Source organism: Aquincola agrisoli, assembly GCF_036621135.1.
In the GTDB taxonomy this organism is placed as follows: Bacteria; Pseudomonadota; Gammaproteobacteria; order Burkholderiales; family Burkholderiaceae_C; genus Aquincola; species Aquincola agrisoli.
The window spans coordinates 348486-373090 of record NZ_JAZIBG010000009.1 but is presented as its reverse complement, the minus strand read 5'-3'; the positions used below and the strand labels follow the sequence as shown (position 1 = coordinate 373090).

Below are 24605 nucleotides of genomic sequence, written 5' to 3'. Positions count from 1 at the left end.
GGGCGCCAGGGAGCAGGTGCATGAACGGCGTGCGATCACCAGGTCGCCCGCCAGCCGGCAGCATAGCTTGCAGGCTGTGAACAATTCCCCACAGGGCCGCCGCTTCGATGCTGCCGCACCACACAGACCGGCGGCGACGTGACGAAGTGGCTGCCGGCCCGGCTGCTAGCATGCCCCGCATGTTCGAACAGATCACGCCCTTCCTCGTCCACTGGGCCATCACGGCGCTGTCGCTCTGGGTGGCCAGCCACATCTTCAAGGGCCTCCGGTTCGACAGCACCGGGGCGCTCGTCGTCTCGGCGCTGCTGCTGGGCTTCGCCAACGCCATCGTCAAGCCGCTGCTGATCGTGCTGACGCTGCCGCTGACGCTGCTGAGCTTCGGGCTCTTCCTGCTCGTCATCAACGCGCTGATGATCCTGCTCGTCGCGGCCCTTGTGAAGGGCTTCCGCGTCTCGGGCTTCTGGACGGCGCTGTTCGCGAGCCTGTTCGTCTCGGTGCTCAGCCTGCTGATCGGCGCCTTCGTCAGCGGCAGCGATCCGGCGATGCAGATCCAGATGCCGCAGGGCTCGGGCACCTGGCTCTAGTCAGGCCCGCTCGCCCGTCTGCCGCAGTTGCGGCTGGCGCCGCAGCACCTCCTCGCGCGGGCCGGCGTCGCGCACCTGGCCGGCTTCCATCAACACCACCGTGTCGAAGTGCGACAGCAGGCTCAGGCGGTGGATCGACGCGATCAGGCACGCCTGGGGAAAACGCTCGGCGATGCGGTCGAGCACCTTGGCCTCGGTCGCCGCATCGAGCGCGCTGGTCGGCTCGTCGAGCAGCAGCAGCGAGCTGCCCTGCGAGGCGAGCACGCCGCGCGCCAGGCACAGCCGCTGGCGCTGGCCGCCCGAGAGGTTGAAGCCGCGCTCGGTGAGCGGCGTGTCGAGGTCGCCGTGCATCGCGGCCAACACCTCGTCGAACGCACTGGCGTGCACCGCGGCCTGCAGGTCGGGTTCGGGCTTCGGCTGGCCGAAGCCCAGGTTCTCGCGCACGCTGGCCTCGAACACCTCGGTCTCCTGCGGGATCAGCGTGGCCAGCGTGCGCAGCACCGGCCAAGGCTGCACCTGGCCATCGAGCGCGACCGTGCCCTGCGTCGGCACGTACAGGCCCGCCAGCAGCCGCAGCAGCGTGCTCTTGCCGCCGCCGCTGGGGCCCACCAGCGCCACGCGCTGGCCGCGCCGCAGCGCGAGCGCCACGTCGCGCAGGCCGCCGCCGCGCGCGCTGTCGGCATAGGCCCAGCCGAGGCCTTGCACGTCGAGCCGCTGCCAGCCCGCGTCCGCCCGCAGCGCCTCGGCCCCCTCGTCGGGCCGCGCCGGCGCATCGAGGATGGGCTGCGCGCTGCGGAAATCGGTGTGCATGCGCGCGAAGCTCTGGAAGTTGCCCGCCATCGAGCCGATCACGCCGGCCGTCTGCTGCGCGTACTGGTAGATCATGAACACGCCGCCCAGCATCACCGCCTCGCCGGGCGTGCGCGTCTGCCACACGTACATCACCACCAGGCCCCAGGTGAGCCCCAGGCCCATGATGTCGACTGCGAACCACTTGCTCTCGTTGACGACGACCGCGCGCTTCAACGGCCCGGACACCGCCTGCATGCGCCGGCGCATCAGCAGCCGCGACGCCGAGGCCAGCCGCAGCCCGATGACGGTGGAGGCGTTGCCGATGAAGTCGAGCAGCGCGGCCACGTAGCGGCGGTCGGCATCGTTCTCCTGGCGCACCAGCAGCATCAGCGCGCGGTCGAAGCGCAGGATCACCAGCGCGATGCACACGTAGCCGCCCAGCGCCAGCAGGCCGCTGCCGAGCGACAGCAACGACAGCGCCACCAGCGGCCCGACGAAGTTGACGATGTTCTGCAGGTACACGAACTGGTTCTGCGCGAAGTCGGACAGCGCCCGGCTGGCCTGGTGCACGCGGTGCTGCAGCTCGCCCGAGTGGTGCCCGCCGTGCCAGGCGAGCGGCGCGCCGGCGATGCGGCCGTAGAGCCGGTCGGCCAGCGCCTCGCGCACGCGCACACCCACGTTGCGCTCCAGCACGCGGCCGGGGCCATGCATCAGCCACGAGACGAGGTACACCAGCATCAGCCCGCCGATCCACTTGGCCGACGCCTCCATCTGCCCGCGCTGCAGCGCGTTGATGGCCTGTGCCGCCAGCCAGGGCATCGTCAGCCGGATGAGCTGCGAGCCGCCCAGCAGCGACAGCGCGCCCACGAGCTGGCCGCGCGCGCCTTGCGCGTAGTGCCACAGCGCGCCGTACAGCTCGCGTGCGGCGCGGGCGGGGGTGGCGGGTGCCGCAGGCGATGATGAGGATGTCAAACGGGAGGTTCCAGGGCAGGCCGTTGCCCGACGATGGGCCAACCGCGTTGCAACGCATGTGCCTGCAACGCCGCATCGGGCGCCACCGCGACCGGGTGCGTGACGGCGCTCAACAGCGGCAGGTCGCCTGCGGCGTCCGAATAGAAATGGCTTTCGGCGAAGCCGGACAGCGCCAGGCCCTGCCGCGCCAGCCAGGCATCGACGTGGCCGAGCTTGTGCTCGCGGTGGCAGGGTTCGCCGACGATGGCACCGGTGGGCACGCCGCGTGCGTCGAGCGCCGGCTCGGTCGCCAGCACGTGCGGGATGCCGAACAGCCGGCCGAAGGGCTCGGCGATGAAGCGCGTGGTGGCGGTGACGATGGCGCACAGGTCGCCAGCCTCGCGGTGGCGCCGCACCAGCGCCTGCATGTCGGCAGGAAGGCGCGGGGCCATCGCCAGCTCGAAACGGCGGGCCCAGTCATCGAGCTGCACCCGCGTGAACGCGGCCAGCGGCGCGACGGTGATGCGGTGCATCTCACGGATGTCCAGCTCGCTGGCCACGTAGCGGTGGCACAGCGCCAGGTAGGCGCTTTCCGCATCGGCGGGCAGCGCGCCTTCGGCGGCGAGGAAGCGCGTCCACGCCATGCCGCTGTCGAACGGGATCAGCGTGAGGTCGAGGTCGAACAGCGCCAGGCGCATGCGGTGCGGGCGGCGGGCCGTCAGGCCGCGGCGCGATGGCCCGGAGCCTCGGCCGGCCGTTGCGCGGCGGGCGACAACAGGCGCGCGGGCAGCGTGCCGCGCAGGGCGTTGCACACCATCAGGCCTTGCGCACGCTCCACGTCGGCCAGCGTCAGCGTGCGTTCGGCGGCGGCCCAGGCCGGGTCTTCGAGCACCAGGCCGCGCAGCGTGCCGGGCAGCACGCCGTCGGCCACCGGCGGCGTGTACCAGCGGCCGTCGAGCTGGACGAAGACCGAGCTGCGCCCACCTTCGAGCAGGCGGCCGTCCTCGGCGAAGAAGAGGCTGTCGAAGCCGCCGGCGCGCTCGGCGGCCTGCACGCCCGCGTCGTACACGGCACGTTGCGTGGTCTTGTGCATGGCGAGCGCTTGGCGCACCGGCAGGCGCTGCGGCGCGATCAGCAGGCCCACCGGCGTGGCGGCCAGCGGCGGCAGCGCGGCGTGCGTGAGCGACAGCTGGCCGTCGTGCGCCAGGGCCAGCCGCACGCGCGAGGTGACGGCCGGCGCCTCGCGCGCCGCCCAGTCGTGCAGCGCCGCGCGCGCGGCCGCCTCGTCCCACGCGAAGCCCAGCGCGTGGGCGCTGCGGCCGAGGCGGCCAAGGTGACGGTCGACATGCACCAAGCCGGCGCCGGGCTGCCACCGCATCGTCTCGAACAGCTCGAAGCCGGGGTTCAGCCCGGTGAGGAAGCGGGCCTTCAACCGGCATTCCTCGTATTCGTCCTCGGGCACGCTGTCGAGCACGATGCCGGCGCCGATGCCCAGGCGCGCGGGGCGCAGGCCGCCCTCGTCTTCGGCACCCAGCGTCAGCGTGCGGATGGCCACCGACAGGCAGAAGTCGCCGAGCCGGCTGCCCTGCGGCGGCGCGTCGATCCAGCCGATGGCGCCGCAGTAGAGGCCGCGCGGCGTGGTCTCCAGGCCCGCGATCAGTTCCATCGTGTGGTGCTTGGGCGCACCGGTGATCGAGCCGCAGGGGAACACGGCGCGCAGCAGCTCGGCGAAGCCCACGTCGGCCCGCGGCTGCGCCTGCACGGTCGAGGTCATCTGGAACAGCGTGGTGTACGGCTCGATCGAGAACAGCGCCGGCACGCGCACCGTGCCCGTGCGCGCGAGGCGGCCGAGGTCGTTGCGCAGCAGGTCGACGATCATCAGGTTCTCGGCGCGGTTCTTGGTGTCGATGGACAGCAGCCGCGCGGTCTCGCTGTCGCCCTCGGGGCCGCCCAGCGGCGCGACGATGCGCGGCGCCGTGCCCTTCATGGGCCGCGCGGTGAGCAGCCCGCGCTCGTGCCGCAGGAAGAGCTCGGGCGAACACGACAGCACCGCCTCCTCGCCCGCTACGATCAAGGCCCCGTACGACACCGGCTGCCGCGCCCGCAGCCGCCGGTACAGCGCCAGCGGGCTGCCGTAGGCCTGCCCGGTGAGCCGGTACGTGTAGTTGATCTGGTAGGTCTCGCCCGCGCGGATGGCCTCGTGCACGCGGCCGATGGCGTCGACGAACGCATCGTGCCCGACGCTCGCCTGCAGCGCCCCCACGCCCGCCGCGGCCGGTTCCGCGGCGCCTTCCTGCGCCGCCAGCCACGCATCCACCTCGTCGCGCGACAGCCGTGACAGCCGGCGGAACATCAGCACCCGCAGCGCCGAAGCGTCGTCCGCCGCAAGCCCGGCGTGCCCTGCCTTCAGCAGCTTGGCGCCCCACTCGTAGTCGGCCAGCAGCACCGCATGCAGGCCCGCCCGCTGATCGGCTTCGACATCAGCCCACACCGCATCCAACGTCGCCGGATCGACGCAGCGCCGCTCGTGCGAGAAGTCCTCGTACAGCCGACTCGTCGGCCGCAAGGACGTCGCATCGCGATCGTCGAGCAGTGCAAAGCAATCGTTCATCACCGGGAAGATAACCCAGCCCACCCGCCAACGACGGCGCAGCCTACCTCTTGACCAAGCCCCACACCGAGGATCCGGCTCCGCCGGTCCTACGGTGTGCTCCCCCTCGGGGGGGCGACGCCGCCAGGCGTCTTGGGGGCTCAATCAGCTCCAATCATTCATGTCGTGCTTGATCCTGTGCCGGTTCGCGATCAGCTCCTCGACCGTCGGCTCGTTATTCAGCGCCCGCTTCAGGGCCAGCTTGGTGGCCTCGTAGTTGGTGCGGTACATGTCCCGCTTGTCCAGGTTCGGATCCTTCGCGCAGCGCGGGTCGATCCACACCAGGCTGATGATGCACAGCTCGTTGGCCAGGTCCTTCGGGATGATGCCTTCGACCAGGCAATCGACCACCGCATCGGCCGTGGCGCTCTGCACCACCCCGCCGAAGAGGTCGATGTTGGCGGTGTCCTTCAGCGTGACCTTGGGCACCATGATGGTCGCCGGCCGCACGAGCTGGTTGCAGGCACGGATCGCGAACATCGCGGTGTGGCCCTTGCTCTGGGCCATCATGTTGGCGAAGGCCTGGCCCACCGGGCCGTCGGTGCGGCCGATCAGGATCTCCGGCATCGCGTCGGTGAACTGGCCGTCCTTGGCCAGCACGGTGGCCTCGCCGGCGTGGAACAGGTATGTCTGCGTCATGGATGGTTCCGTGGTCAATCGGGTTCTACGAAGATGAGTTCGCCCTTGCCTTGTGCAGACAAGTCGCCGAGGTGGCGAACGATGCGCCGCGTGGCCAGCATCGCGAACGGGCCGCCGTGGCGGGCCAGGCTGCGGGCGAGCAACTGCCAGGCCACCGGCACGTCGGCAATGGCGGGCACGAAGGTGGGCGAGACGTCGCAGCGCGCAGCCGCGAGCACCACGCTGCCGCGCCGCATGCCGTAGCCCACGTGGGCGCCGGCCCGGCCGCCGAGGCCGATGGTGCCGGCCACCAGCCGCGATGCAAGGAAATCGCCCGCGTTGCCGAACACCAGCGCGGTGCCGCGGCGCATGCGGTCGCCGAAGCGCTGGCCGGCATGGCCCTGCACGATGAAGAGGCCGCCGCGCATGCCATCCATGCTGCCGGGCAAGGCCGCCGCGGCGAAGTCGCCGACGTTGCCGTCGATGCGCAAGGTGCCGCCGGCCATCTCGCAAGCCGCCAGCAGGCCCGCGTCACCCGCTACTCGCATCTCGCCGCCGGCCAGCCCGGCGCCGGCGTAGTCGCCCACCGGGCCGTCGACGACGAGGCGGCCTTCCAGCATCTGCGTGCCGATGCGGTCGAAGCGGCTGCAGTCGCCCGACAGGCGCAGCTCAGCGCCCTCGCCCTGCGTATCGGCGCGCTGCACGCCGAACCATTCGGCCAGCGGCACGCGCCGGTTGCCGTGGCCGAAGGGCAGGCGCTCGATCTCGCCGACCGACAGGCCCGCCAGCGCCGAAGGCAGCAGGCCGCGCAGGTCCACACGCAGCGCGGGCGCCTGCTTCAAGGAAAGTTCGATGCGCACGCCGGTCATGCCCCCACCTCCGGCAGCAGCTGGTGCAGGTGGAAATGGAAGGGCCCGAGCTTGCCCCCGTAGTTGCCGGCCGAGATGCGCAGCAGCCCGCCCGCCGCGCCGATGGCCACGCCCGCGGCGATGCCGGCGCGCATCGCGGCAGCCACGTCGGCCTCGGCCAGGCCGTCGATCACCACCTCCATCACGCAGCGCGTGTCGGGCGTGATCTCGCTGCGCTCGACCAGGCCGTACAAGGTGGGGCAGAACGCGTCGTTGGTCGAGGCGCCGAGCGACGCGTACTTGCTGCCGACCTTGGAGCCCGAGCGCACCACGCCGCCGGGGAAGGGCATCACCACGTTGGGCAGCTTCTTCATCGCGGCCACCGCGGCTTCGGCCACGGCCAGCGCGGCGTCGACATCACGCGCCATGAACAGCAGGTTGCCGCCGCCCACGGCCTTGGTGATGGCGGTGGTTTCCTGCGCGACGAACTCGCCGTCCATCACCGGCACGCGCCAGTAGCGGATGCCGTCGATCACCTTGGAGATCTGCCAGCCGTCGCCGAAGAAGCGCAGGTTCCTGCCGAGCGCCACCGCCTCGCCTTCGGGCAGGCCGGCGCCGGGCCGCCCCAAGCCGGCCTGCGCCCCCTCGGGGGGCGGGGCGGCGTACCCGCCGACCCGGGGGCCGACAGGAAGACCCGCGTACACCGCGGTGGTCGGGCACGTCAGCACACATTGGCCGACACGCCGCTCGAGCTGCTTGGCCAGCTCCTTGCCGCTCATCGAAAAGATCAGCACGCTGACGCCCGGCCGGCCGTCGGGCGTTTCATCGGCCCCCAGCTCGCGCTCGATGCCCGCTTCGCAGCCGCAGGCGATCACCGAGGTGGCGAAGCCGGTGGCGCTGGTGGCGGCGTTCAGCGCCCATTGCCGCGTGTGCGCGGTGATCAGGATGCGCGTGGCCTTCATCGGGAAGGCTTCGGCGAAGCCGTCGTCGATGGCGACGCCGTTGAGCACCTGGGAGGCGCCCCCGCTCACGCCGCCACTCACGGCGCCGCCCCTTCACCCGCGAGGCACTCCACCGGCAGCAGGCGCCCGCCGTTGCAGCAGCTGCACAGCTCGTCGTGGCTGATGGCGGCCGAATCGAAGGGCACCGAGCCCAGCCGGTCGAAGTGCTTGCGCAGCGTCTTCTCGATGCCCTTGTCGAACGCGGGCTCAACGAAGTGCGTGCCGCCGGTGGGCACCGCCATCACGCGGCCGGCCTGGGCAACGAGCACGCCGTCCTTGAACACCTGCTCGGGCTGGCGGAACATGGCCTCGCGGTCGGGCCCGTCGCGGTACACCGCCACGTCGGCGCCCGCGCCCACGCCCAGGTGGCCGCGGTCCTTCAGGCCCAGCAATCTTGCGGGCGCAGCGCGGGTCATGATGGCGATCTCGCTCAAGCTCAGCTCGCGGGTGATGGACTTCAGCGCCGACTGCTGCGCCACCTCGGGGTGCAGCTTGGCGAGCTGCTCCTCGCGGAAGCCGCGGTCCATCAGCAGCCGGATGAGGTGCGGGTAGCTGGTGAACGGGCCGCCGTTGGGGTGGTCGGTGGTGAGCACCACGCGCCAAGGGTCCTTCACCATCAGGAAGATCTCTAGCCCGATGACCCACTGCAGCGCGTTCACATAGCTCTGCTCTCGGTAGCGGAACGGCACCACGCCGCAGCCGGCCTCGCATTCGATGTCGGCGCCGATCCACTTGCGCGGGTGCGCGAAGCCCGACTGGGCGTGCTGCCGCATCGTGTCGCCCGAGGCGGTGACGGTCTGGCCGAACATGATCTGGCCCACGTCGATGCTGACGTTGGGGTTGGCGTTCACCGCTTCCACCAGTTGCAGCGCGGCCGATGAGAACTTCTTCGGCCCTTCCTTGCCGTAGGCGTGGAACTGGATGTGCGTGAGGTGCGCCGGCAGACCGTCGAGCGCCTGGATGGTCTGCAGCGTCGATTCGATGTTGCCCGCCACGCCCAGGTTGCTGCCGTGGATGTGCAGCGGGTGCGGCACGCCCAGCTCGCGCAGCGCGCGCGCCAGCGTGTGCACCACCTGCCGCGGCGTGACCTGCCAGTGCACGTGGGCCTCGTCCACGTCGAGCTTGCGCTGGTTGAACTTGAAGGCCGAGATGCCGGCCGGGTTCACCACCTTGATACCCATGGCCTTGGCGGCGTTGATCGTCCAGCCGGCGTAGTCGCGGATGCGCTCGAAGTCCTCGCCGCGCGCCAGCATCTCGAGGAACAGCTCGTCGTTGCCGAGCATCACGTAGGCGCCGTGGTCGAGGATGGGCGTGTCGCCCATCTCCATGTGGGTGTGGCGGGCGTTGCAGGCCATCATCGCCGGCTCGAACGCGGCGGTGTAGCCCATCTCCACGTAGCGGTAGCCGGTGGCCAGCGTGCCCGGCGTGCAGGTGCCGCACGAGGCCAGCTCCAGCGCGTTGCCGGGCAGCGCGATCGGCGAGCCGCCGGGGCCGCGGTGGTCCTCGGGCAGCAGCAGCCGCGCGAGGTTGACCTTGCCGCCGCCGATGTGGGTGTGCAGGTCGATGCCGCCGGCCATCACCACGCAGCCGATGGCGTCGATCACCTCGGCGCCGTGGGTGGATGCGGCGTCGGGCGCCACCACGCGGCCGTCGCGCAGGTACAGATCGCGGACGTCGTCGGTGCCGTGGGTGGGGTCGATCACCCGGCCGCCGCGCAGCACGGTGGTCTTGGTCATGAATGCCCCTGCGGAAGCGCCTGCGTGATGCGGCGGAGCACGTCGGCCGCGGTGGGGAGCGTGTCGTCGTAGAGCGGGCGCAGCGGGAGCACCACCGAGCCGTCGGCGCGAAAGAGGTGGCCGGCCGAGCCGATGCCGGGGGTGGAGACGGGGATGAAGACCGCGTCGCCGTCATCCGCATCGCTGGCGGCCTGCTCGGGATGGCCGATCACGATGCGCGGCACGCCCGCGGCCTCGGCCGGCACCGGCAGCACGCCGAAGCTCGACAGCCACAGCAGCACGTCGGCCGCGCCGTCGGCCAGCAGGCGCCGCGCATCGAAGCGCAGCGGCTCGTGCTCCAGCCCCGCCGGGCCGGCGCGCGAGCGCAGCGGCAGGCCCGACAGCCAGGTGAACACCTGGTTCACCGTGTAGGCGCCATCGCCGCCGCCCAGGCCCAGCGCGGCCGCGCGCGTGCTGCGGTTCAGCGCCGCCACCGTGCGCTGCAGCGCCTCGATGGCCAGGCCGCCGTGGGCCGGCAGGCGCCTGGTTTCGTAGACCAGAACCGCGTAACGCGCGGCACGCAGCCGGTCGGCCACCTCGACCAGGGCGGCCGGCGCACGCGCCCGCACGGCACCGCGGCCCTCGGCCAGCGCGGCCAGCAGCGCCAGCGTGTCGAACAGGTCGCCGGCTTCGACCGGCAACGCGAGCAGCTCGGGGCCGGGCTCGCCGCAGCGGTCGAGCAGGTCGCGCACATCGTCGGCGGGGGACGCGTCGGTGTCGGGCGTGATGCGCAGCAGCAGGTCGGCGCGTGTCGCCACCTCGGCGATCGTGGTGGTGAAGCCGCCGCGGTCCTGCTGCGCGCGCACGCCCTCGAACAGCACGGCGCCGCCGGCCGCGTCGCAGATGGCGCCGGTGGCACAGGCCAGCGGGTAGAGGGCGCGGGCGCCGGCCACGTCGGTGCCCAGCCCGCCGAAGAGCGGCTGGCCGGCGGCCGCGAGCAGCCGGGCGGCCTCGGCCACCGCCTCGTCGAGCGTGGCGGCGCGGCCGGCCACCCGCGGCGTGGCGGCCGAGGGGGTGTCAGCGAAGCGGGCCAGGCCGCCGGCCGCGCGGCGGCAGCTGCCCCCTGCGGGCGCGAGCTGCGGGCCGGGCCGCACCCCGGCCGTGCTGCACAGCAGCGGGCAGAAGGGGCAGGTCCACGGGGACGTCCATGAATCGGTCATGCAGGCTCGGCAACGCAAGCGATGTGCCACGCGCAGCCTGCGGTGCGGCCCGGGCGGTCGGTGTGCGCCCACCCGGTGCCGAGGCCAGATGTGCCACACAGTGTTCCGCTTTTGGCGGCCGGCAGCCCGCGCAGCGCCGCGCGGGCCGGTGGCACGAATCGTGATGCAGGCACCGCCCGTGACAGGGCGAGGAGGTGATCGGTGTCTGTGTGCGCTCGTCGGCGCTTGCCAGGGTTTTGCCGGATGGCTGCCGCAGGGCGTCAGGACGCGGCACGCGCGGCGGGTGGCAGCTGCAGGTCGTGCAACGCACTGGCGACGAGCCAGGCGTCGGCCCCGGCCTGGCGTGCAGGCGCCAAGTCCTCCGGGCCGCGGATGCCGCCGGCGCCGATCACCGTCGCGGCCGGCGCACGCTGGCGCACCGAGCGCAGCGTCTCCAGGTCGGGGCCGGCGCCGGTGCCCACACGCTCCAGCGTCATCACGATGACCCGCTGCGGCCACAGCTCCGGCGCCTCCCAGCAGCCGGCGGGATCAAGGGGCCGGCCGTCGCGGCGGTCGAGCGACAGCGCCGCGCGGGCACCGAGCTCGTCGCTGCGGTCGAACGCCTGCGCCATGGCCTCGCGCGAGCGCAGCGATTCGCTGCCGTACACCGGCACCACGTGCGGTGCCGACATGTTGCCCAGCCGCGTCATCAGCGCCGCGGCCGCGGCCGCATCGGCAAAGCCGGCGTCCAGCCACAGCTCGATGCCCGGCACGGCCTCCAGCAGCGTGTGCAGCACCCCGAACTGGGCCGGGCCGCCCATCAGCGCATCGAGGTCGGCCACGTACAGCCGCGTGGCGGCGCAGTGCGTGCAGAGCACCTGGGCGACGGTGGCCGGATCGCTGCTGCGGCACAGCGCCGACTCGATCGGGCGGTATGCCTGCCGGTCGCCGCGCACGCCCCGAACCACCTGGCCGCCGAGCAGGTCCATCACGGGAATCAGCGAGGTGTCGGCGGTCATGCAGGAGCAAGGATGAAGCGCGTTTTCGTGTTCGAGTATCTCACCGGGGGGGGCGATGCCGGCATGGCCGAGGCGGGCGAGGCGCTGCTGCAGCAAGGCCGCGCGATGCGCGATGCCGTGGTGGCGGACCTGCTCGAGGTGCCCGGCGTGCAGGTGTCGGCGGCGGTGTGCGAGCAGGCCGCGCGGCTGCCGCCGGGGGCCGCCTCCGCCTGGGCCCGGCCCGGTGAATCGGCCGCGGCCTTCGTCGCCCGCGAGGCCGCCGCGCACGACCTGGCCTGGGTGATCGCGCCCGAGACCGGCGGGCTGCTCGCCCAGCTCAGCCGCCGGGTCGACCCCGCGCGCTGGCTGGGCTGCGACACCGCCGCGATCGAGGTGGCCTCGTCCAAGCGCGCGACGCTGCAGCGGCTCGCGCAGGCCGGCATCGCCACGCCGCTGGCCTTTGGCGACGAGGCGCGGCGCTGGGTGGTCAAGCCCGACGACGGCGCGGGCACCGTCGACACGCGTGTGCACGGCCACGTGGGCGCCGCCGAGCAGGACCATGCCCGCCGCCTGCGCGCCGGCCAGCCGTCGACCCTCGAGCCCTGGGTGGAGGGCGAGGCGCTCAGCCTCTCGCTGCTGTGCGAGCCCGGCCGGGCCGACCTGTTGAGCGTGAACTGCCAGCAGGTCGACGTCGACGTGGCGGGACGGGTGTCGTTCGACGGCGTGCGCATCAACGCGCTGCCGGGCGCCGAATCGCTGGTGCGCATCGCGGACGCGGTGGCGCGGGCGCTGCCGGGGCTGCGCGGCTTCGTCGGCATCGACCTGGTCTGGCACCGGCTGCGCGGCCCGGTCGTGATCGAGGTCAACCCGCGCGTGACCTGCGCCTACGAAGGCCTGTCGGCCGCGCTCGACCGCAGCATCGCCGCCGAAGTGCTGGCCGCGCATGTCCGGGAGCCGGCCTGTGCGTGAGGGCCTCGTCGTCGGCTGGGACATCGGCGGCGCCCACGCCAAGGCCTGCCTGATGGTGGACGGCCGCGTGCTCGACGTCGCGCAGTGGGCGTGCCCGCTGTGGCAGGGCCTGGAGCACCTGGAGCAGGTGCTGGCAGCGGCCCAGGCGCGCTGGCCGGAGATGACCGGCGCCCCCCACGCGTTGACGATGACCGGTGAGATGGTCGACCTCTTCGCCCACCGCGAAGAAGGCGTGCAGCGCATCGCCGCGCTGGCGGCGCGCCGGCTCGGCCAGGTGAGGTGCTTCGCCGGCGACGGCGGCTGGATCGACGTGCACGAGGCCGGCGCCCACTGGGCGCAGATCGCGTCGGCCAACTGGCTGGCCACCGCGCGCCATGCCGCGCAATGCGTCGACGAGGGCGTGCTGGTCGACATCGGCAGCACGACGACCGACCTCATCGCCTTCCGCAAGGGCCGCGTGCTCGCCCGCGGGCGCAGCGACGCGGGGCGCCTGGCCACCGGGGAGCTGGTCTACCACGGCGTGGTGCGCACCCCGCTGTGCGCGCTGGGGCCGCGCATCGCCTGGCGCGGCGAGCCGCTGAACGTGATGAACGAGTTCTTCGCGACCACGGCCGACGTGTACCGGCTGACCGGCGAGCTCGACCTCGCGCACGACCTTCATCCGGCGGCCGACGGCGGCGCCAAGGACATGCAAGGCACCCGCCGGCGCATGGCCCGCATGATCGGCCTCGATGCGCGCGACGGCACGCCGGCCGACTGGCTGTCGATGGCACACGCCTGGCGCGCCGCGCAGGTGGCCGAGCTGGGCGGGCAGTTGCAGCGCGTGGCGGCGCTGCACGGCCTGTCGGAGGCGGCGGTGGCGGTCAGCGCCGGCTGCGGCGATTTCCTCGTGCCCGACGTGCTGGCGCATGCCGGCCGGCCGCACCGCTGCCTGCCCTACGGCACCGCGGTGGCGCGTGCCGAGCCAGGGCTGGCCGGCTGGGCGCAGGTCTGCGCGCCCTGCGTGGCCGTGGCCGCGCTCTACGACAAGGAGTGGCGCTAGATGTGGATCGTCAAGCTCGGCGGCAGCGTCTGCACCGACCCCCTGCTGCCGCAGTGGCTCGCCCTGCTGGCCGAACTGGGCGGCGGGCGCGTCACGGTGGTGCCGGGCGGCGGGCGCTTCGCCGACGAGGTGCGCCGCGCACAGGCGCAGTGGCAGTTCGACGACCTCGCGGCCCACAACATGGCGGTGCTCGCGATGGCGCAGACCGCCTACCAGCTGCAGGCCCTCAACCCCGCGCTGCTGCTGGCCACGCGGCGCGCCGACATCCACCGCGTGCTGCACGCCGGCCGCACCGCGCTGTGGCTGCCGCTGGAGCTGCAGCGCCACGAGGCCGATGACCGCACGCACTGGGAAGCCACGTCCGACACCATCGCCTTCGACCTCGCGCAGGGCCTCAATGCCGAGCGGCTGGTGATGATCAAGTCCTGCGAGATCGATCCGCAGCACACGCTGGACGACCTGGGCCAGGCCGGCGTGATCGACCAGCCGCTGGCCGCGCTGGCGCGCAACGCGGCCTTCCCGATCGAGGTGCTGCACAAGGCCGATCTGGCGCAAATGCGCGCGATGCTGCTCGGCGGCGTGGGCGGCTACCTGCGCGCGTAGGCCGCGTCGACGTCGAGCGACACGGCCCGCACCAGACCGCCGAACTCGAGCACCAGCGCCGAGACGTCGTCGCTGCGCCGGTTCATGATCACCGGCGACACCACGCCCGGCTCCTGCAGCGGCACGTAGGTCACGCCCTCGCGGTGCATCGCCTGCACCGACGACGGCACCAGCGCGTAGCCGATGCCGGCGGTGATCAGCCCCACCGCCGTCTGCAGCTCGTTGGCCTCCAGCGCGATGCGCGGCTGCAGGCCCCGGCCCTCGAACACCGCGAGCACCTGGTCGGCATAGCTCGGCCGCGGCTTGGCCGGGTAGAGCAGCAGCGGCTCCTGGGCCAGCGCCTTCAGGCCCACGCGGCGCCGGCGCGCCAGCGGGTGGCCGGCCGGCAGCGCGGCGACCAGCGGCTCCTCGGCCACCACCACGCCGGCCACCTTCGGGTCGCCCAGCGTCAGCCGGCCGAAGCCCACGTCGATGCGCCCGGCCTTCAGCGCCTCGATCTGCTGCACCGTCGTCAGCTCGGCCAGCCCGACCTCCACCTCGGGATGCAGCGCCCGGAAGCGGCGCAGCACCTCCGGCAGCACGCCGTAGAGCGTGGACGGCACGAAGCCGATGCCCAGCCATGCGCGCTGGCCTTGCGCGATGCGGCGCGTGGCCTCCTGCAGCTCGCCCACGCGCTCCAGCAGCTGAACCGCCTGGGTATGGAAGAAGTGCCCCGCGGGCGTGAGGCGAAGGGGCCGGGCACCGCGGTCGAACAGCGCCGCGCCGAGCTCGTCCTCGAGCTGGCGGATCTGCCGGCTCAGCGGCGGCTGGGCGATGTGCAGCCGCAGCGCGGCGCGGCTGAAGTTGAGTTCGCCGGCCACGGCGACGAAGTAGCGCAAGTGCCTCAGTTCCATGTCTATACCTGGTGGGTATGGAGAGCGACCCAAACGATATTGGACGCCATGCACGCCCCCGGGCGACGATGGCGGCCATGCAAACCGCTCCCGCCTCCCTCCGCGTCGACGCCGTCGAGGCGCTGATCGTCGACCTGCCCACCATCCGCGCCCACCAGCTGGCGATGACCACGATGACGAAGCAGTCGCTGGTGATCGTGCGCGTGGCGTGCAGCGACGGCATCACCGGCATCGGCGAGGCCACCACCATCGGCGGCCTGGCCTACGGCGAGCAGAGCCCCGAGGGCATCCAGCTCGCGGTGGCCACCTACATCGCGCCGCTGCTGGCCGGCGCGGACGCCGCCAACCCGGGCGCCGCGATGGCGCGTGTGCACCGGCACGTGCAGGGCAACTCGTACGCCAAGTCGGCCGTGGAAACGGCGCTGCTCGACGCCCAGGGCCGCCGCACCGGGCTGCCGGTGCACGCGCTGCTGGGCGGCGCGCAGCGCACCGCCCTGCCCGTGCTGTGGACGCTGGCGAGCGGCGATGCCGCGCGCGACGTGGAGGAAGGCCTGTCGCTGATCGAGGCACGCCGCCACAAGGTGTTCAAGCTGAAGATCGGGCGCCGCTCGCTGGCCGACGACCTGCGCCACGTGCAGGCCATCCGCCGCGGGCTGGGCGACGAGGTGATGCTGACCGTGGACGTCAACCAGGCCTGGGACGAGTCCACCGCCGTGCGCGGCATCGCGGCGCTGCAGGACATGGGCGTGGGCTTGGTCGAGCAGCCGATCGACCGGCGACAGCACCGCGCACTCGGCCGCCTGGCCGCCCGCTTCGACGTGCCCATCATGGCGGACGAGGCGGTGCACGACGCCGTCGATGCGTTCGACCTCGCGGCCGAAGCGGCCGCCGACGTCTATGCGTTGAAGATCTCGCAGGCCGGCGGGCTGTGGCCCACGCTGCGCGCCGCGGCGGTGGCCGATGCGGCCGGCGTCGGCCTGTATGGCGGCACCATGCTCGAGGGCACGGTGGGCAGCATCGCCGCGGCCCACGTGTTCGCCGCCTGCCCGCAGCTGCGCTGGGGCAGCGAGCTGTTCGGCCCGCTGCTGCTGACCGACGACGTGGTGCAGGCGCGCCCCGTCTACCGCGACTTCGAGCTGCAGGTGCCCGGCGGCCCCGGCCTGGGCGTTGACCTCGACGCCGACAAGCTCGCCTTCTACCGCCGCGACCGCGGCCCGCGCCCCGTCGCGATGACCGCCTGAAAGGCCCTGCCATGCTGTTCCACGTCACGATGACCGTGCGCCTGCCGCACGACATGCCCGCCGCCGAGGCCGATGCGCTGAAGGCGCGCGAGAAGGCGCTCGCCCAGGAACTGCAGCGCGCCGGCACCTGGCGCCACCTCTGGCGCGTGGCCGGGCGCTACGCCAACGTCAGCATCTTCGACGTGGCCGACAACGCCGCGCTGCACGACACGCTGATGAAGCTGCCGCTCTTCCCGTACATGGACGTCGAGGTGCAGCCGCTGTGCCGCCACCCCTCGTCCGTGCACGAGGACGACCGCTGACCCCTTCGACCCACCCAGGCACCCCGAGGAGACAAACCCATGAACGAATTCTCTTTCGGCCAACGGCTCGAACGCGCGCACGCCCTCGACCACGCCTGAACCACGGACCCGACCGACATGCAACGACGCACCCTGCTGGCGGCCACCGCCGGCCTCGCCGCCGCGCCTCTGGCCGGCATCGCCCACGCCCAAGGCACCTACCCCGCCAAGCCCGTGCGCTGGGTCGTGCCCTTCCCGCCTGCTGGCGCGATGGACGTGATCGCCCGCACGCTGGGCGAGCAGATGGGCCGCCAGCTCGGCCAGACCTTCGTGATCGAGAACCGCCCCGGCGCCGGCGGCAACATCGGCAGCCAGGACGTCGCGCGCTCGCCGGCCGACGGCTACACGATGATGATCGTGGCCAACGGCATGGCGGTGAACCGCTACCTGTACACCAGGCTGGCCTACGACCCGGTGAAGGACTTCGCGCCCGTCTCGCTGGTGGCGGTGGTGCCCAACGTGCTGGTGGTGCCCGCGGCCCATCCGGCACGCACCGTGGCCGACGTGATCCGGCTGGCCAAGGCGGAGCCGGGCCGGTTCACCTATGCGTCCGCCGGCAACGGCACCTCCATCCACCTGGCGGGCGAGCTGTTTGCGTCGATGGCCCGGCTCGACGTGCTGCACGTGCCCTACAAGGGCAGCGGCCCGGCGGTGACCGACCTGATCGGCGGCCAGGTCGACATGATGTTCGACAGCATCACCTCGGCACGGCCGCACATCGAATCGGGCCGGCTGCGGGCGCTGGGCGTGACCACCGCGGCCCGCTCCAGCGCGCTGCCCGACGTGCCCACGATCGCCGAGGCCGGCCTGCCGGGCTACGAGCTGTCGCCGTGGTTCGCGGTGTACGTGCCCGCCGGCACGCCGGCGCCCGTGATCGACAAGCTGAACGGCGCGCTGCTGGCCGCGATGCGGCTGCCCGAGGTGAAGGCGCGGTTCGCGGCCATCGGCGCCGAGGCGGTCGGCGGCAGCCCGAAGCAGCTCGCCGCCCACCTGGAGGCGGAAATGGCCAAGTGGGGCCGCATCATCGCGGAGCGCGGCATCCGCGCCGACTGAACGCCGGCCCGGCGCTATGCCGGCAAGCCGGCGACGGCGGGCACCCGCAGCCCGCCCATGAAGCGCGCGACCGTCGGGACGGCGGAGGCCCGCGCGACGGCCACCAGCGCCTGCAGGCGCGCCGCATCGAGCGCCGAGCCGCGGCTGCCGTTGCACACCGCCGAGCGGAAGCCGGCGAAGTCCGGCGCCAGCGCGTGCACCGCAGGCAGGTGGTGCACGCGCAGCGCGCCGGCCACCCCCACCCGCTGTCCGGCCGCGCGAACGGTATCGACGAACCGCTGCAGGTCGGCCGCCGGCAAGGCGTCGAACAGGCTGCCGGCCCGCTTGTCGGCGGTGTCGACCATCACGCCCGCCAGTGGCAGGCCCGCCGCGTGCGCGACGGCGGCGAAATCCAGCCCCTGGTCGGCCAGGAACACCGGCACGACGTCGTGGCTGCAGGCGGCCAGCGCATCGAGCACTGCGAAGGCCTGCGGCCCGCGTTCGATGCCCACCTTGACGATGTCGACGCCGCAGGAGCCGACGGCCCCCACGCAGTCGAGGATGCCGTTGAGGTCGCCGAGCGGCACGTCGCCGATGGTCGCGCTCACCGGCAGGGTGCTCCCGGCTTCGCGCAGCGCTGCGACGATGCCGCGGATGATCGCGCGCGGCAGCCCGCCGAGCGCCCCCGTGCGCGGCTCCTTCAGGTCGATGAAGTCGGCGCCGCCCCTCAGGGCGGCCAGCGCCTCGTCGGCGGTCCTCACGCTCACCAGCAACTGCACGGCCATCACGCCATCTCCTTCGCCCGCTGCGCGCGGTGGGCCGCAACGGCCTCGTGGAGCCAGCCCCAGGCTTCCAGTTCGCCGGGGCCGGCCGTCTTGTCGATGGCGATCTGCAGGTAGGCCATCTCGTCGTCCACCTTCTGCGGCGGCAGCATCCGCAGCCGGCTGACCAGCACCGCGCCTTCGAGCACCGCCGCCTGCGCGCGGTTGAAGCCGATGAACGGCGCATGCTGGGCCTCGTGCACCCGCGCCATCCGCAGCACCGGGCGCTGCGCGTCGTCCTGCCGCTCGGCGAGCTTCAGCTCGACGTGGCCGAGCGCGCAGGCCAGGCGCACGCCGGGCACCCGCTCGGCCGGACGCGTGGGCCACTGCCTGCGGCCGGTGACGCAGCCGGCGAAGACCCGCACGTCGGTCAGCAGGTTGAGCACGGCGTGGCCGGTCGCGACGACGTTGTCGTGCGTGGCCGACGGCTTGAAGGGCATCAGGATCACGTCCGGCCCGCCGCCGGCGGCCGACTCGCGGTAGCGCACGCCCATGGGGGCCACGTGCGGCGCGCCGTCGGGGGACACGGTGGTGACCACGGTCTCGAAGATCACGTCATTCATCGCGAGGGGACTGTTCGAATCCTGCGCACTCTGTGCCACCCGTGCCGGCTGTGCAGCCGCTGCCCTGGCGCCCGGCCTCCGCCGGACCGCCTTGCACCGCAACGTCTGCAAATTCCGCGCCGGGGCGGGCAGCGGCCGCCGTCCGGGCGTCGCGCGCCTGCCCGAACGCACGGCGGTCGGAAATCCGGCCGAAACGGCGGCGGGGCAGGCGTGAATCCGACCGCCGCCGGGCCCGGCGGGCGCGGCCGCGGGCCACCCCTCGTCAGGCCTTGCCGGCCGGCGCCTCGGTGGTGCCGGCCGGTGCGCGGACATCACCGCGCGCGCGGCCAGCCGGCATCGTCGTGCCCGGCGCACACCAGCCGGCCAGGTCCTGCACCGTCGCCTCGGCCGCGCAGCCCCAGGCCAGCGGCTGGTCCTGCACGTAGCGCTTGCCCAGGCGCCAGGCGATCTCGGCGTGCGCCAGTTCCACCCCCATGTAGAAGGCATGCGCGGCGTCGTGCTCGAGCTGCAGCTGCGGCCACAGTTCGAAGGCGCCCTGCCCCAGCCGCAGGCCGTCGCGGTTGTAGACGTGCAGGCCCTGCGCCGACACCTGCACGCGGAAGTTCGGGTCGCGCACCTGCGCCGCGGTGTCGGCGATCTCCTGCGGCGAATCGGGGAACGGGTGCTTGTCGTGCACCGTCATCAGCGCGTCGCTCATGCCCTTGGGCAGCGTGTTGCGGCTGCGCGCGGCATGCATGATGCGGCGCGCCCAGTCGGCCTCGCGCACCGCGCGGCGTGCATGGGCGCTGACCTGCGTGGTGAGCACGGCGGCGGCATCCAGCTCGGCGCAGATGCCGAACAGCACGGCGTTGATGCCGCTGGTGTCGGCCTCGGTCAGTTCGGTGACGTTGCCCACGCCCACCATGATCGGGATCTCGGGGAAGCGCTCGCGCAGCCGGTGGTAGCGCACCACCGACGCGGTGAAGCCGAACGGGATCGGGTCGAGGATCGCGTCGGCCAGGAAGGGCTTGCCGCGGTCGAGCAGGCGCTCGACGGCCTCGTGCAGCGAGGCCTCGTCGGCCGGCGTGCGCGGGATCAGCACCGGCACGGCGGCCACCTCGTCGGCCACCCACAGCGTGTCGAGTGTCAGGCTCAGCAGGTAGTCGGCGCCCGCTTGCGCACCGCGCAGCAGCTCCTGCGGGTCGCTCGAATCGACACTGACCTGGAAGCCCTCGGCCTTCAGCGCGCGCACGCTGTCCTCCAGGTGATCGAAAGCCGTTTCGGGCAGGCTGCCCAGGTCGATGACGTTGGCACCATCGGCGGCCAGCATGCGGGCGCGCTCGACGATCTGCGGCACCGCGAGCCGCGGGGCATCGACGATCTCGGCAAAGATCGCCACCTCGTACTCGCTCAGGTCGACCGCCTTCGCGGCGCGGTTGAAGAAGCGCGGCAGGTCCTTCAGCTCCTCGGGCCCGCGCTGCACGGGCATGCCGTAGTGTGCCGCCAGCGCCTCGACGTCGCCCCGGCAGCGGCCGGGCAGGATGATGCGGTCGGCCTGCACCGGCGCGGGCACGCGGCGGCGGACCATCTCGGCCGTCATCAGGCCGGCCACCTGCAGGCCGATCTCGCGGACCTCCCAGGTGAACGGTGCGGCCGCCATGGACCGCAGCACACGCTCCAGACTCGGTTGCGCGAGGCGGCCGGTCAGGAAGACGATGTGTTCCATGCGAGTGACAGTTCCTTCAGGCGCGTGTCGAGCGCCGCTTCGAGTTCGGCCGGGGAGCTGACGACCTGGCAGAAGTCGATCTGCATCAGCCGCTCGACGTTCTCCAGCTCGATGCGCCGCGGCCGCAGCGTGACCCAGTCGTGCGGCGACTTCGTCACCACCACCGGCTCCGTATCGCATGCAAACACGATGCCGGGAATGCCGAGCTTGCCGGCCTGCGCGAACATGTTGGTCGGCAGCGAATCGCTGATGCCGAACGCGCACTTGGCCACCGTGTTGCTGGTGGCCGGCGCCACCACCACGGTGTGGTAGACGTCGTCGTACAGCATGCCCACCGGCACGCCGCTCGCGCTCTTGTCGCGCAGCACGCGGAAGCGCTTGCGCAGTGCTTCCAGGCCCAGCTTGTAGAGCGGCAGCACCTCTTCGCCGGCCGCCGAGAGGAACAGATCGACGTCGGGCAGACGCGCCGCCAGCGCCATCGATTCCTCGAGGTAGTGGCCCGAGCCCGTCACGCACCACGCGAAGCGCGAGCGCGGCGTTGCAGGTACCACGGCCAGCGCGTCGTCGCCCTCCCCAGCAGTCAAGGGCAGCGGCGCATGTGTTGATCCAGCTCCCCGCCACGGATCCGGCTCCGCCGGTCCGCTGGCGGGCGGCCCCCCCGGGGGGTAGCGAGCGTCAGCGAGCTTGGGGGCTCCATCAGGGGTGGCTGATCTCGATGTGGAGCTTGTGGAGCTTGCGGTAGAGGGTGTTGCGGCTGACATCGAGCGCCTTGGCGACGTTGCTGACGTTCCAGCGGTGCTGTTCGAGCATCTGCAGCAGCACCTGCCGCTCGTTGGCCTGGATCGGGTTGAGCTTGGGCAGCGGCGCGGGCTCGGGCGCTTCGCCGCCGTCGGCCACCGCCTCGGCCGGCAGCACCGCGGGGCCCGCCGGCGGCAGCGCGGCCTGGGGGCGCGGCACGGCCGGGCCGCCGTCAGCGAACAGCGAAGGCAGGTGCTCCCGTCCGATCGGCTTGCCGTCGGCCAGCGCGGCCGCGCTGCGCAGCACGTGGCGCAGCTGCCGGATGTTGCCCGGCCAGGCGTATTCGAGCAGCAGGCGCTCGGCCTCCGGGCTCAGCACGCCGTCGCCGCCCGATTCCGAGGCCAGCAGGCCGTGGATCAGCTCACGCTTGTCGCTGCGCTCGCGCAGCGGCGGCAGCGTGAGCTCGATGCCGGCGAGCCGGTAGTACAGGTCTTCGCGGAAGCGGCCCTCGCGCACGAGGTCAGGCAGGTGGCCGTGGCTCGCGCTGATGAGCTGGAAGTCGACCGGGTGCGTCTCCTCGGTGCCCAGCGGCGTGACCTGCCGCTCGTCGAGCACGCGCAGCAGCCGCGCCTGCAGCTCCAGCGGCATGTCGGCGATCTCGTCGAGGAACAGCGTGCCGCCGTCGGCCTGCAGGATCTTGCCGCGCCGGCCGGTGCGCTGCGCGCCGGTGAAGGCGCCGGCGCGGTAGCCGAAGAGTTCGGACTCGATCAGCGTCTCGGGCAGGCTCGCGCAGTTGACGGCGACGAAGTTGCCGTGTGCGTGCGGGCTGCCGTCGTGCACCGCTCGGGCGAACACTTCCTTGCCGGAGCCCGTCTCGCCGCGCAGCAGCACCGGGGTCTGCCGCGTGATGACGCGGCGCGCGGTCTCGAGGTGCGCGGCCAGGCGCACGTCCTTGAACGTGGCGCCGGCGGGCGCCGGCCGCGCCGCGCGCGCGGCGGCACTGCGGCCGGCCAGCGACGAGGCCGAGACGCCGCCGCCGGCCGCGGGCGTCGACAGCGCACGCAGCGGCGCGGCATCGGAGGCCGGGCGCCGCGCGACCGCGAAGAAGCGCAGCGCGGCGTTGGTGCGGTAGGTGACGACGGGGTGGAACGACGACGAGCTGCTGCGCTGCAGCATGTCTTCGAGCGAGGTCTGGAACAGGTCTTCGATGCGGCGCGAGCGCACCTCGTCCATCGACTGCAGGCCGAGCTGGAACAGCGCGCTGCGGTTGGCGGCCAGCACCCGCCCGTCGCCGTCGACGGCCAGCTTGCCTTCGTGCAGCGTGTAGACGAACTCGGGCCGGCTGTGGAAGTGCAGCGGGTGCGCGTTGCTGAAGCGGCGGTCGATCAGGCGGTTCTCGATCATGCGCGCCGTCATGCCCAGCAGCACGAGCAGGTGCTGCTGCATCAGGCTGGAGCGGCTGGTGACGTCGAGCACCGCGGCGATCTCGCCGGACGGGTCGAACACCGGCACGGCCGAGCAGGTGAGGCCGGTGAACTGGCTGAAGAAGTGGTCCTCGCGCCGGATCGACACCGGGCTGGCCGAGGCCAGGCAGGTGCCCATGCCGTTGGTGCCGGCCTCGCGTTCACTCCAGACCGCGCCCACGCGCAGGCCCAGCGGCGCGGACTCGGCCGCGAACTCGGGCGACGAGACCATGTGCACGATGGCGCCGTCGGTGTCGGTGAGCACCACGGCCGATTCGGCATCGCCGAGCTGCTGGTACAGCGTGGTCATCTCGTAGCGGGCGCACTCGATGACGTCGGCCTGGCGCTCGAAGCGGCTCTGCATCGCGGCGCTCGAGATGATGGCCGGCTCGCGCGGATGCTCGGGATGCAGCTGGTACTCGTTGAGGCAGCGCATCCACGACCGCGTGACCACCTCGTTGCCCGGGTCCTGCAGCCCGTTGCGGACGACATCGAGAATGCGGTCGGCGTGTCGATCGTGGCCTTGCAGCACCAATGTCATCGGGACTTCCTCAGCATCTGGCCCATCGGCCTGGGCGGGACGACCATTCTGTGCCCAACCACCGTCGACGGTACCGGGTGAAACACCGTGTCGAAAGCGCCGAAGGCACTGGCTCGCATTTTGCACCTCGAGGCGTGCGCACCCCAGCGCGGATACGAACGGAGACAAGCCTTGAGCCCGACCCCCAGCGCCCTGCCGCCGGCCCTGCCTTCGCGTGCGCCCGCCCGCATGGACATCATCTTCATCGAAGGCTTCGTCGGCCACACGGTGATCGGCATCCACGACAGCGAGCTGCACGCCACGCAGCCGGTGGTGATCGACGTGCACGCGGGCGTGGCGCGCGCACGCGCCTGCGACACCGACCGCATCGGCGACACGATCGACTACAGCGTGGTGCGCGAACGGCTGCTGCGCCTGCTCGCCGAGCACCGCCTGCAGCTGCTGGAGGCGCTGGCCGAGGCGATCGCGGACATCCTGCTGCTGGAGTTCGGGGCGCGCTGGGTGCGCGTCAGGGTGGCCAAGCCGCGCAAGTTCGACGACCTGCAGGCCGTGGGCGTGCAGATCGAGCGCGATGCGTCCGACCTGCCCGCCCCGCCGAACCGCGATGCCACGGTGATCCAGCTGCTCGGCAGCGGCTTGGCGCCGGCGCCGCGCAAGGAATGAAGGGACACGCGCCGCGCCCAGGGCGCGGCATGAGGGCCGCCCCGGGCCTCGCGGCCCGGGCGGCTGTGTCCGCCGGGCCGTCGTGCTATTGGTGGGCAGCGAACGGATGGGCCGCGGAGCCCTTCTTGGCCACCACCTCGGCCGCCGTCGGCGTGCCGGCCACGGCGCGCTGGATCGACTCGCGCACGGCCTGGTAGTTGTAGTCCTGGATCTTCTTGTCGTCCTCGGCCAGCCAGTGGATGAAGACACCGACGCAGATGAACAGGTTGTCGGCCTCGTCGGCGGGGATGGTGCCGTCCTCGACCGAATCGGCCACGGCCATCGCGACGGCGCGCTGCGCCGGGCCGAACATCTGCACCGCCTGCTTGGCGCCCTTGATGGTGACCTTGTTGAACATCACCGTGGCCGGCTTGGTGAGCAGGTTCGGCGCGACGACGGCCAGCAGCGAGGTGAAGCCGTCCTTGTTGTTGGTGAGTGCATTGGCGAACGCCGACTCGGCCGGGCTGCCGCGGGGGCCGATGATGAGGTCGATGTGCGCCACTTCGTTGCCGTCGCCGACGAGCGATTCGCCGACCAGCATGCGATCAATCTTTGCCATGGCTTGGGGTTCTCCTGTCTAGTCTTTCGGGTGAGC

24 protein-coding genes are annotated in these 24605 nt (G+C 72.6%); 8 read left to right on the top strand and 16 right to left on the bottom strand.

Features of this window, described 5'->3' with window-relative positions:
* Window positions 1-179 precede the first annotated feature (179 nt).
* Entirely contained in the window at window positions 180-584 is a 405-nt protein-coding gene (locus tag V4F39_RS03530) for a phage holin family protein (protein ID WP_332287881.1), read from the top strand.
* Here V4F39_RS03530 and V4F39_RS03525 read toward each other — a convergent pair whose 3' ends face one another.
* From V4F39_RS03525 to V4F39_RS03485, 9 genes are all read right to left on the bottom strand, one after another.
* Complete coding sequence (locus V4F39_RS03525) at window positions 585-2348, bottom strand: ABC transporter ATP-binding protein (RefSeq protein ID WP_332287880.1); 1764 nt, start codon at window positions 2346-2348, stop codon at window positions 585-587. It abuts the gene before it with no gap.
* Complete coding sequence (locus tag V4F39_RS03520; RefSeq protein WP_332287879.1) at window positions 2345-3025, bottom strand: HAD family hydrolase; 681 nt, start codon at window positions 3023-3025, stop codon at window positions 2345-2347. Before V4F39_RS03520 ends, V4F39_RS03525 begins: the two co-directional genes overlap by 4 nt.
* A gap of 20 nt (window positions 3026-3045) precedes the next feature.
* Window positions 3046-4938 (bottom strand): aminodeoxychorismate synthase component I, encoded by a 1893-nt coding sequence (pabB, locus tag V4F39_RS03515; protein WP_332287878.1) that lies wholly within the window; start codon window positions 4936-4938, stop codon window positions 3046-3048.
* Between the two features lie 144 nt (window positions 4939-5082).
* Window positions 5083-5616 (bottom strand): formaldehyde-activating enzyme, encoded by a 534-nt coding sequence (gene fae / locus V4F39_RS03510; protein WP_332287877.1) that lies wholly within the window; start codon window positions 5614-5616, stop codon window positions 5083-5085.
* Window positions 5617-5630: 14 nt separating this feature from the next.
* The gene (locus tag V4F39_RS03505) at window positions 5631-6464 is read right to left on the bottom strand and encodes a formylmethanofuran dehydrogenase subunit C (protein ID WP_332287876.1); all 834 of its coding nucleotides are present in this window, start codon (window positions 6462-6464) and stop codon (window positions 5631-5633) included.
* Window positions 6461-7405 (bottom strand): formylmethanofuran--tetrahydromethanopterin N-formyltransferase, encoded by a 945-nt coding sequence (locus V4F39_RS03500; RefSeq protein ID WP_378235040.1) that lies wholly within the window; start codon window positions 7403-7405, stop codon window positions 6461-6463. The genes V4F39_RS03505 and V4F39_RS03500 overlap by 4 nt, the downstream gene beginning before the upstream one ends.
* 77 nt (window positions 7406-7482) lie before the next feature.
* Window positions 7483-9180 (bottom strand): formylmethanofuran dehydrogenase subunit A, encoded by a 1698-nt coding sequence (locus V4F39_RS03495; RefSeq protein ID WP_332287874.1) that lies wholly within the window; start codon window positions 9178-9180, stop codon window positions 7483-7485.
* On the bottom strand, window positions 9177-10379 hold the full coding sequence (locus V4F39_RS03490; protein WP_332287873.1) for a molybdopterin-binding domain-containing protein: 1203 nt from the start codon (window positions 10377-10379) through the stop codon (window positions 9177-9179). The genes V4F39_RS03495 and V4F39_RS03490 overlap by 4 nt, the downstream gene beginning before the upstream one ends.
* Window positions 10380-10639: 260 nt before the next feature.
* Entirely contained in the window at window positions 10640-11377 is a 738-nt protein-coding gene (locus V4F39_RS03485) for a HisA/HisF-related TIM barrel protein (RefSeq protein ID WP_332287872.1), read from the bottom strand.
* A 12-nt stretch (window positions 11378-11389) separates the two neighbouring features.
* Here V4F39_RS03485 and V4F39_RS03480 point away from each other — a divergent pair, with 12 nt between their 5' ends.
* The 3 genes from V4F39_RS03480 to V4F39_RS03470 are packed head-to-tail and all read left to right on the top strand — an operon-like array spanning window position 11390 to window position 13970.
* Window positions 11390-12325 (top strand): ATP-grasp domain-containing protein, encoded by a 936-nt coding sequence (locus V4F39_RS03480; RefSeq protein ID WP_332287871.1) that lies wholly within the window; start codon window positions 11390-11392, stop codon window positions 12323-12325.
* Window positions 12318-13367, top strand: coding sequence for a hydantoinase/oxoprolinase family protein (locus V4F39_RS03475; protein ID WP_332287870.1), 1050 nt, complete (start codon window positions 12318-12320; stop codon window positions 13365-13367). The genes V4F39_RS03480 and V4F39_RS03475 overlap by 8 nt, the downstream gene beginning before the upstream one ends.
* Window positions 13368-13970: an amino acid kinase family protein gene (locus V4F39_RS03470; RefSeq protein WP_332287869.1), complete on the top strand. Its 603-nt coding sequence runs from the start codon at window positions 13368-13370 to the stop codon at window positions 13968-13970. It begins immediately after the preceding gene.
* Here the strand turns inward: V4F39_RS03470 and V4F39_RS03465 are convergent.
* A complete protein-coding gene (locus tag V4F39_RS03465; protein WP_332287867.1) occupies window positions 13955-14863 on the bottom strand; it encodes a LysR family transcriptional regulator in 909 nt (302 codons plus the stop codon). The two genes, V4F39_RS03470 and V4F39_RS03465, sit on opposite strands and share 16 nt — an antisense overlap.
* A gap of 77 nt (window positions 14864-14940) precedes the next feature.
* Here V4F39_RS03465 and V4F39_RS03460 point away from each other — a divergent pair, with 77 nt between their 5' ends.
* From V4F39_RS03460 to V4F39_RS03450, 3 genes are all read left to right on the top strand, one after another.
* Window positions 14941-16104, top strand: a complete 1164-nt coding sequence (locus tag V4F39_RS03460) for a muconate/chloromuconate family cycloisomerase (protein WP_332287866.1) — start codon at window positions 14941-14943, stop codon at window positions 16102-16104.
* An 11-nt stretch (window positions 16105-16115) separates the two neighbouring features.
* Window positions 16116-16406 (top strand): muconolactone Delta-isomerase, encoded by a 291-nt coding sequence (catC, locus tag V4F39_RS03455; protein ID WP_332287865.1) that lies wholly within the window; start codon window positions 16116-16118, stop codon window positions 16404-16406.
* A 117-nt stretch (window positions 16407-16523) separates the two neighbouring features.
* On the top strand, window positions 16524-17498 hold the full coding sequence (locus V4F39_RS03450) for a tripartite tricarboxylate transporter substrate binding protein (protein WP_332287864.1): 975 nt from the start codon (window positions 16524-16526) through the stop codon (window positions 17496-17498).
* Between the two features lie 14 nt (window positions 17499-17512).
* Here the strand turns inward: V4F39_RS03450 and V4F39_RS03445 are convergent, their stop codons facing one another.
* The 5 genes from V4F39_RS03445 to V4F39_RS03425 all read right to left on the bottom strand — a co-directional run bounded on the left by V4F39_RS03445 (window position 17513) and on the right by V4F39_RS03425 (window position 23308).
* Window positions 17513-18262 (bottom strand): (5-formylfuran-3-yl)methyl phosphate synthase, encoded by a 750-nt coding sequence (locus V4F39_RS03445; RefSeq protein WP_332287863.1) that lies wholly within the window; start codon window positions 18260-18262, stop codon window positions 17513-17515.
* Window positions 18262-18861 carry a DUF447 domain-containing protein gene (locus V4F39_RS03440; RefSeq protein ID WP_332287862.1) on the bottom strand — a complete coding sequence of 200 codons (600 nt, stop codon included), beginning with the start codon at window positions 18859-18861 and terminating at the stop codon, window positions 18262-18264. Before V4F39_RS03440 ends, V4F39_RS03445 begins: the two co-directional genes overlap by 1 nt.
* Window positions 18862-19123: 262 nt before the next feature.
* Window positions 19124-20566 carry a DUF6513 domain-containing protein gene (locus tag V4F39_RS03435; protein ID WP_332287861.1) on the bottom strand — a complete coding sequence of 481 codons (1443 nt, stop codon included), beginning with the start codon at window positions 20564-20566 and terminating at the stop codon, window positions 19124-19126.
* A complete protein-coding gene (locus V4F39_RS03430) occupies window positions 20545-21150 on the bottom strand; it encodes a flavoprotein (protein WP_332287860.1) in 606 nt (201 codons plus the stop codon). Before V4F39_RS03430 ends, V4F39_RS03435 begins: the two co-directional genes overlap by 22 nt.
* A gap of 112 nt (window positions 21151-21262) precedes the next feature.
* On the bottom strand, window positions 21263-23308 hold the full coding sequence (locus tag V4F39_RS03425; protein WP_332287859.1) for a sigma-54-dependent Fis family transcriptional regulator: 2046 nt from the start codon (window positions 23306-23308) through the stop codon (window positions 21263-21265).
* A 228-nt stretch (window positions 23309-23536) separates the two neighbouring features.
* On the opposite strand from V4F39_RS03425, the gene V4F39_RS03420 reads away from it, so the two are divergent.
* On the top strand, window positions 23537-23971 hold the full coding sequence (locus tag V4F39_RS03420) for a dihydroneopterin aldolase (RefSeq protein ID WP_332287985.1): 435 nt from the start codon (window positions 23537-23539) through the stop codon (window positions 23969-23971).
* An 85-nt stretch (window positions 23972-24056) separates the two neighbouring features.
* On the opposite strand, the gene fae (V4F39_RS03415) is transcribed toward V4F39_RS03420, so the two are convergent.
* Complete coding sequence (gene fae / locus V4F39_RS03415; RefSeq protein ID WP_332287858.1) at window positions 24057-24569, bottom strand: formaldehyde-activating enzyme; 513 nt, start codon at window positions 24567-24569, stop codon at window positions 24057-24059.
* Between the last annotated feature and the right edge of the window lie 36 nt (window positions 24570-24605).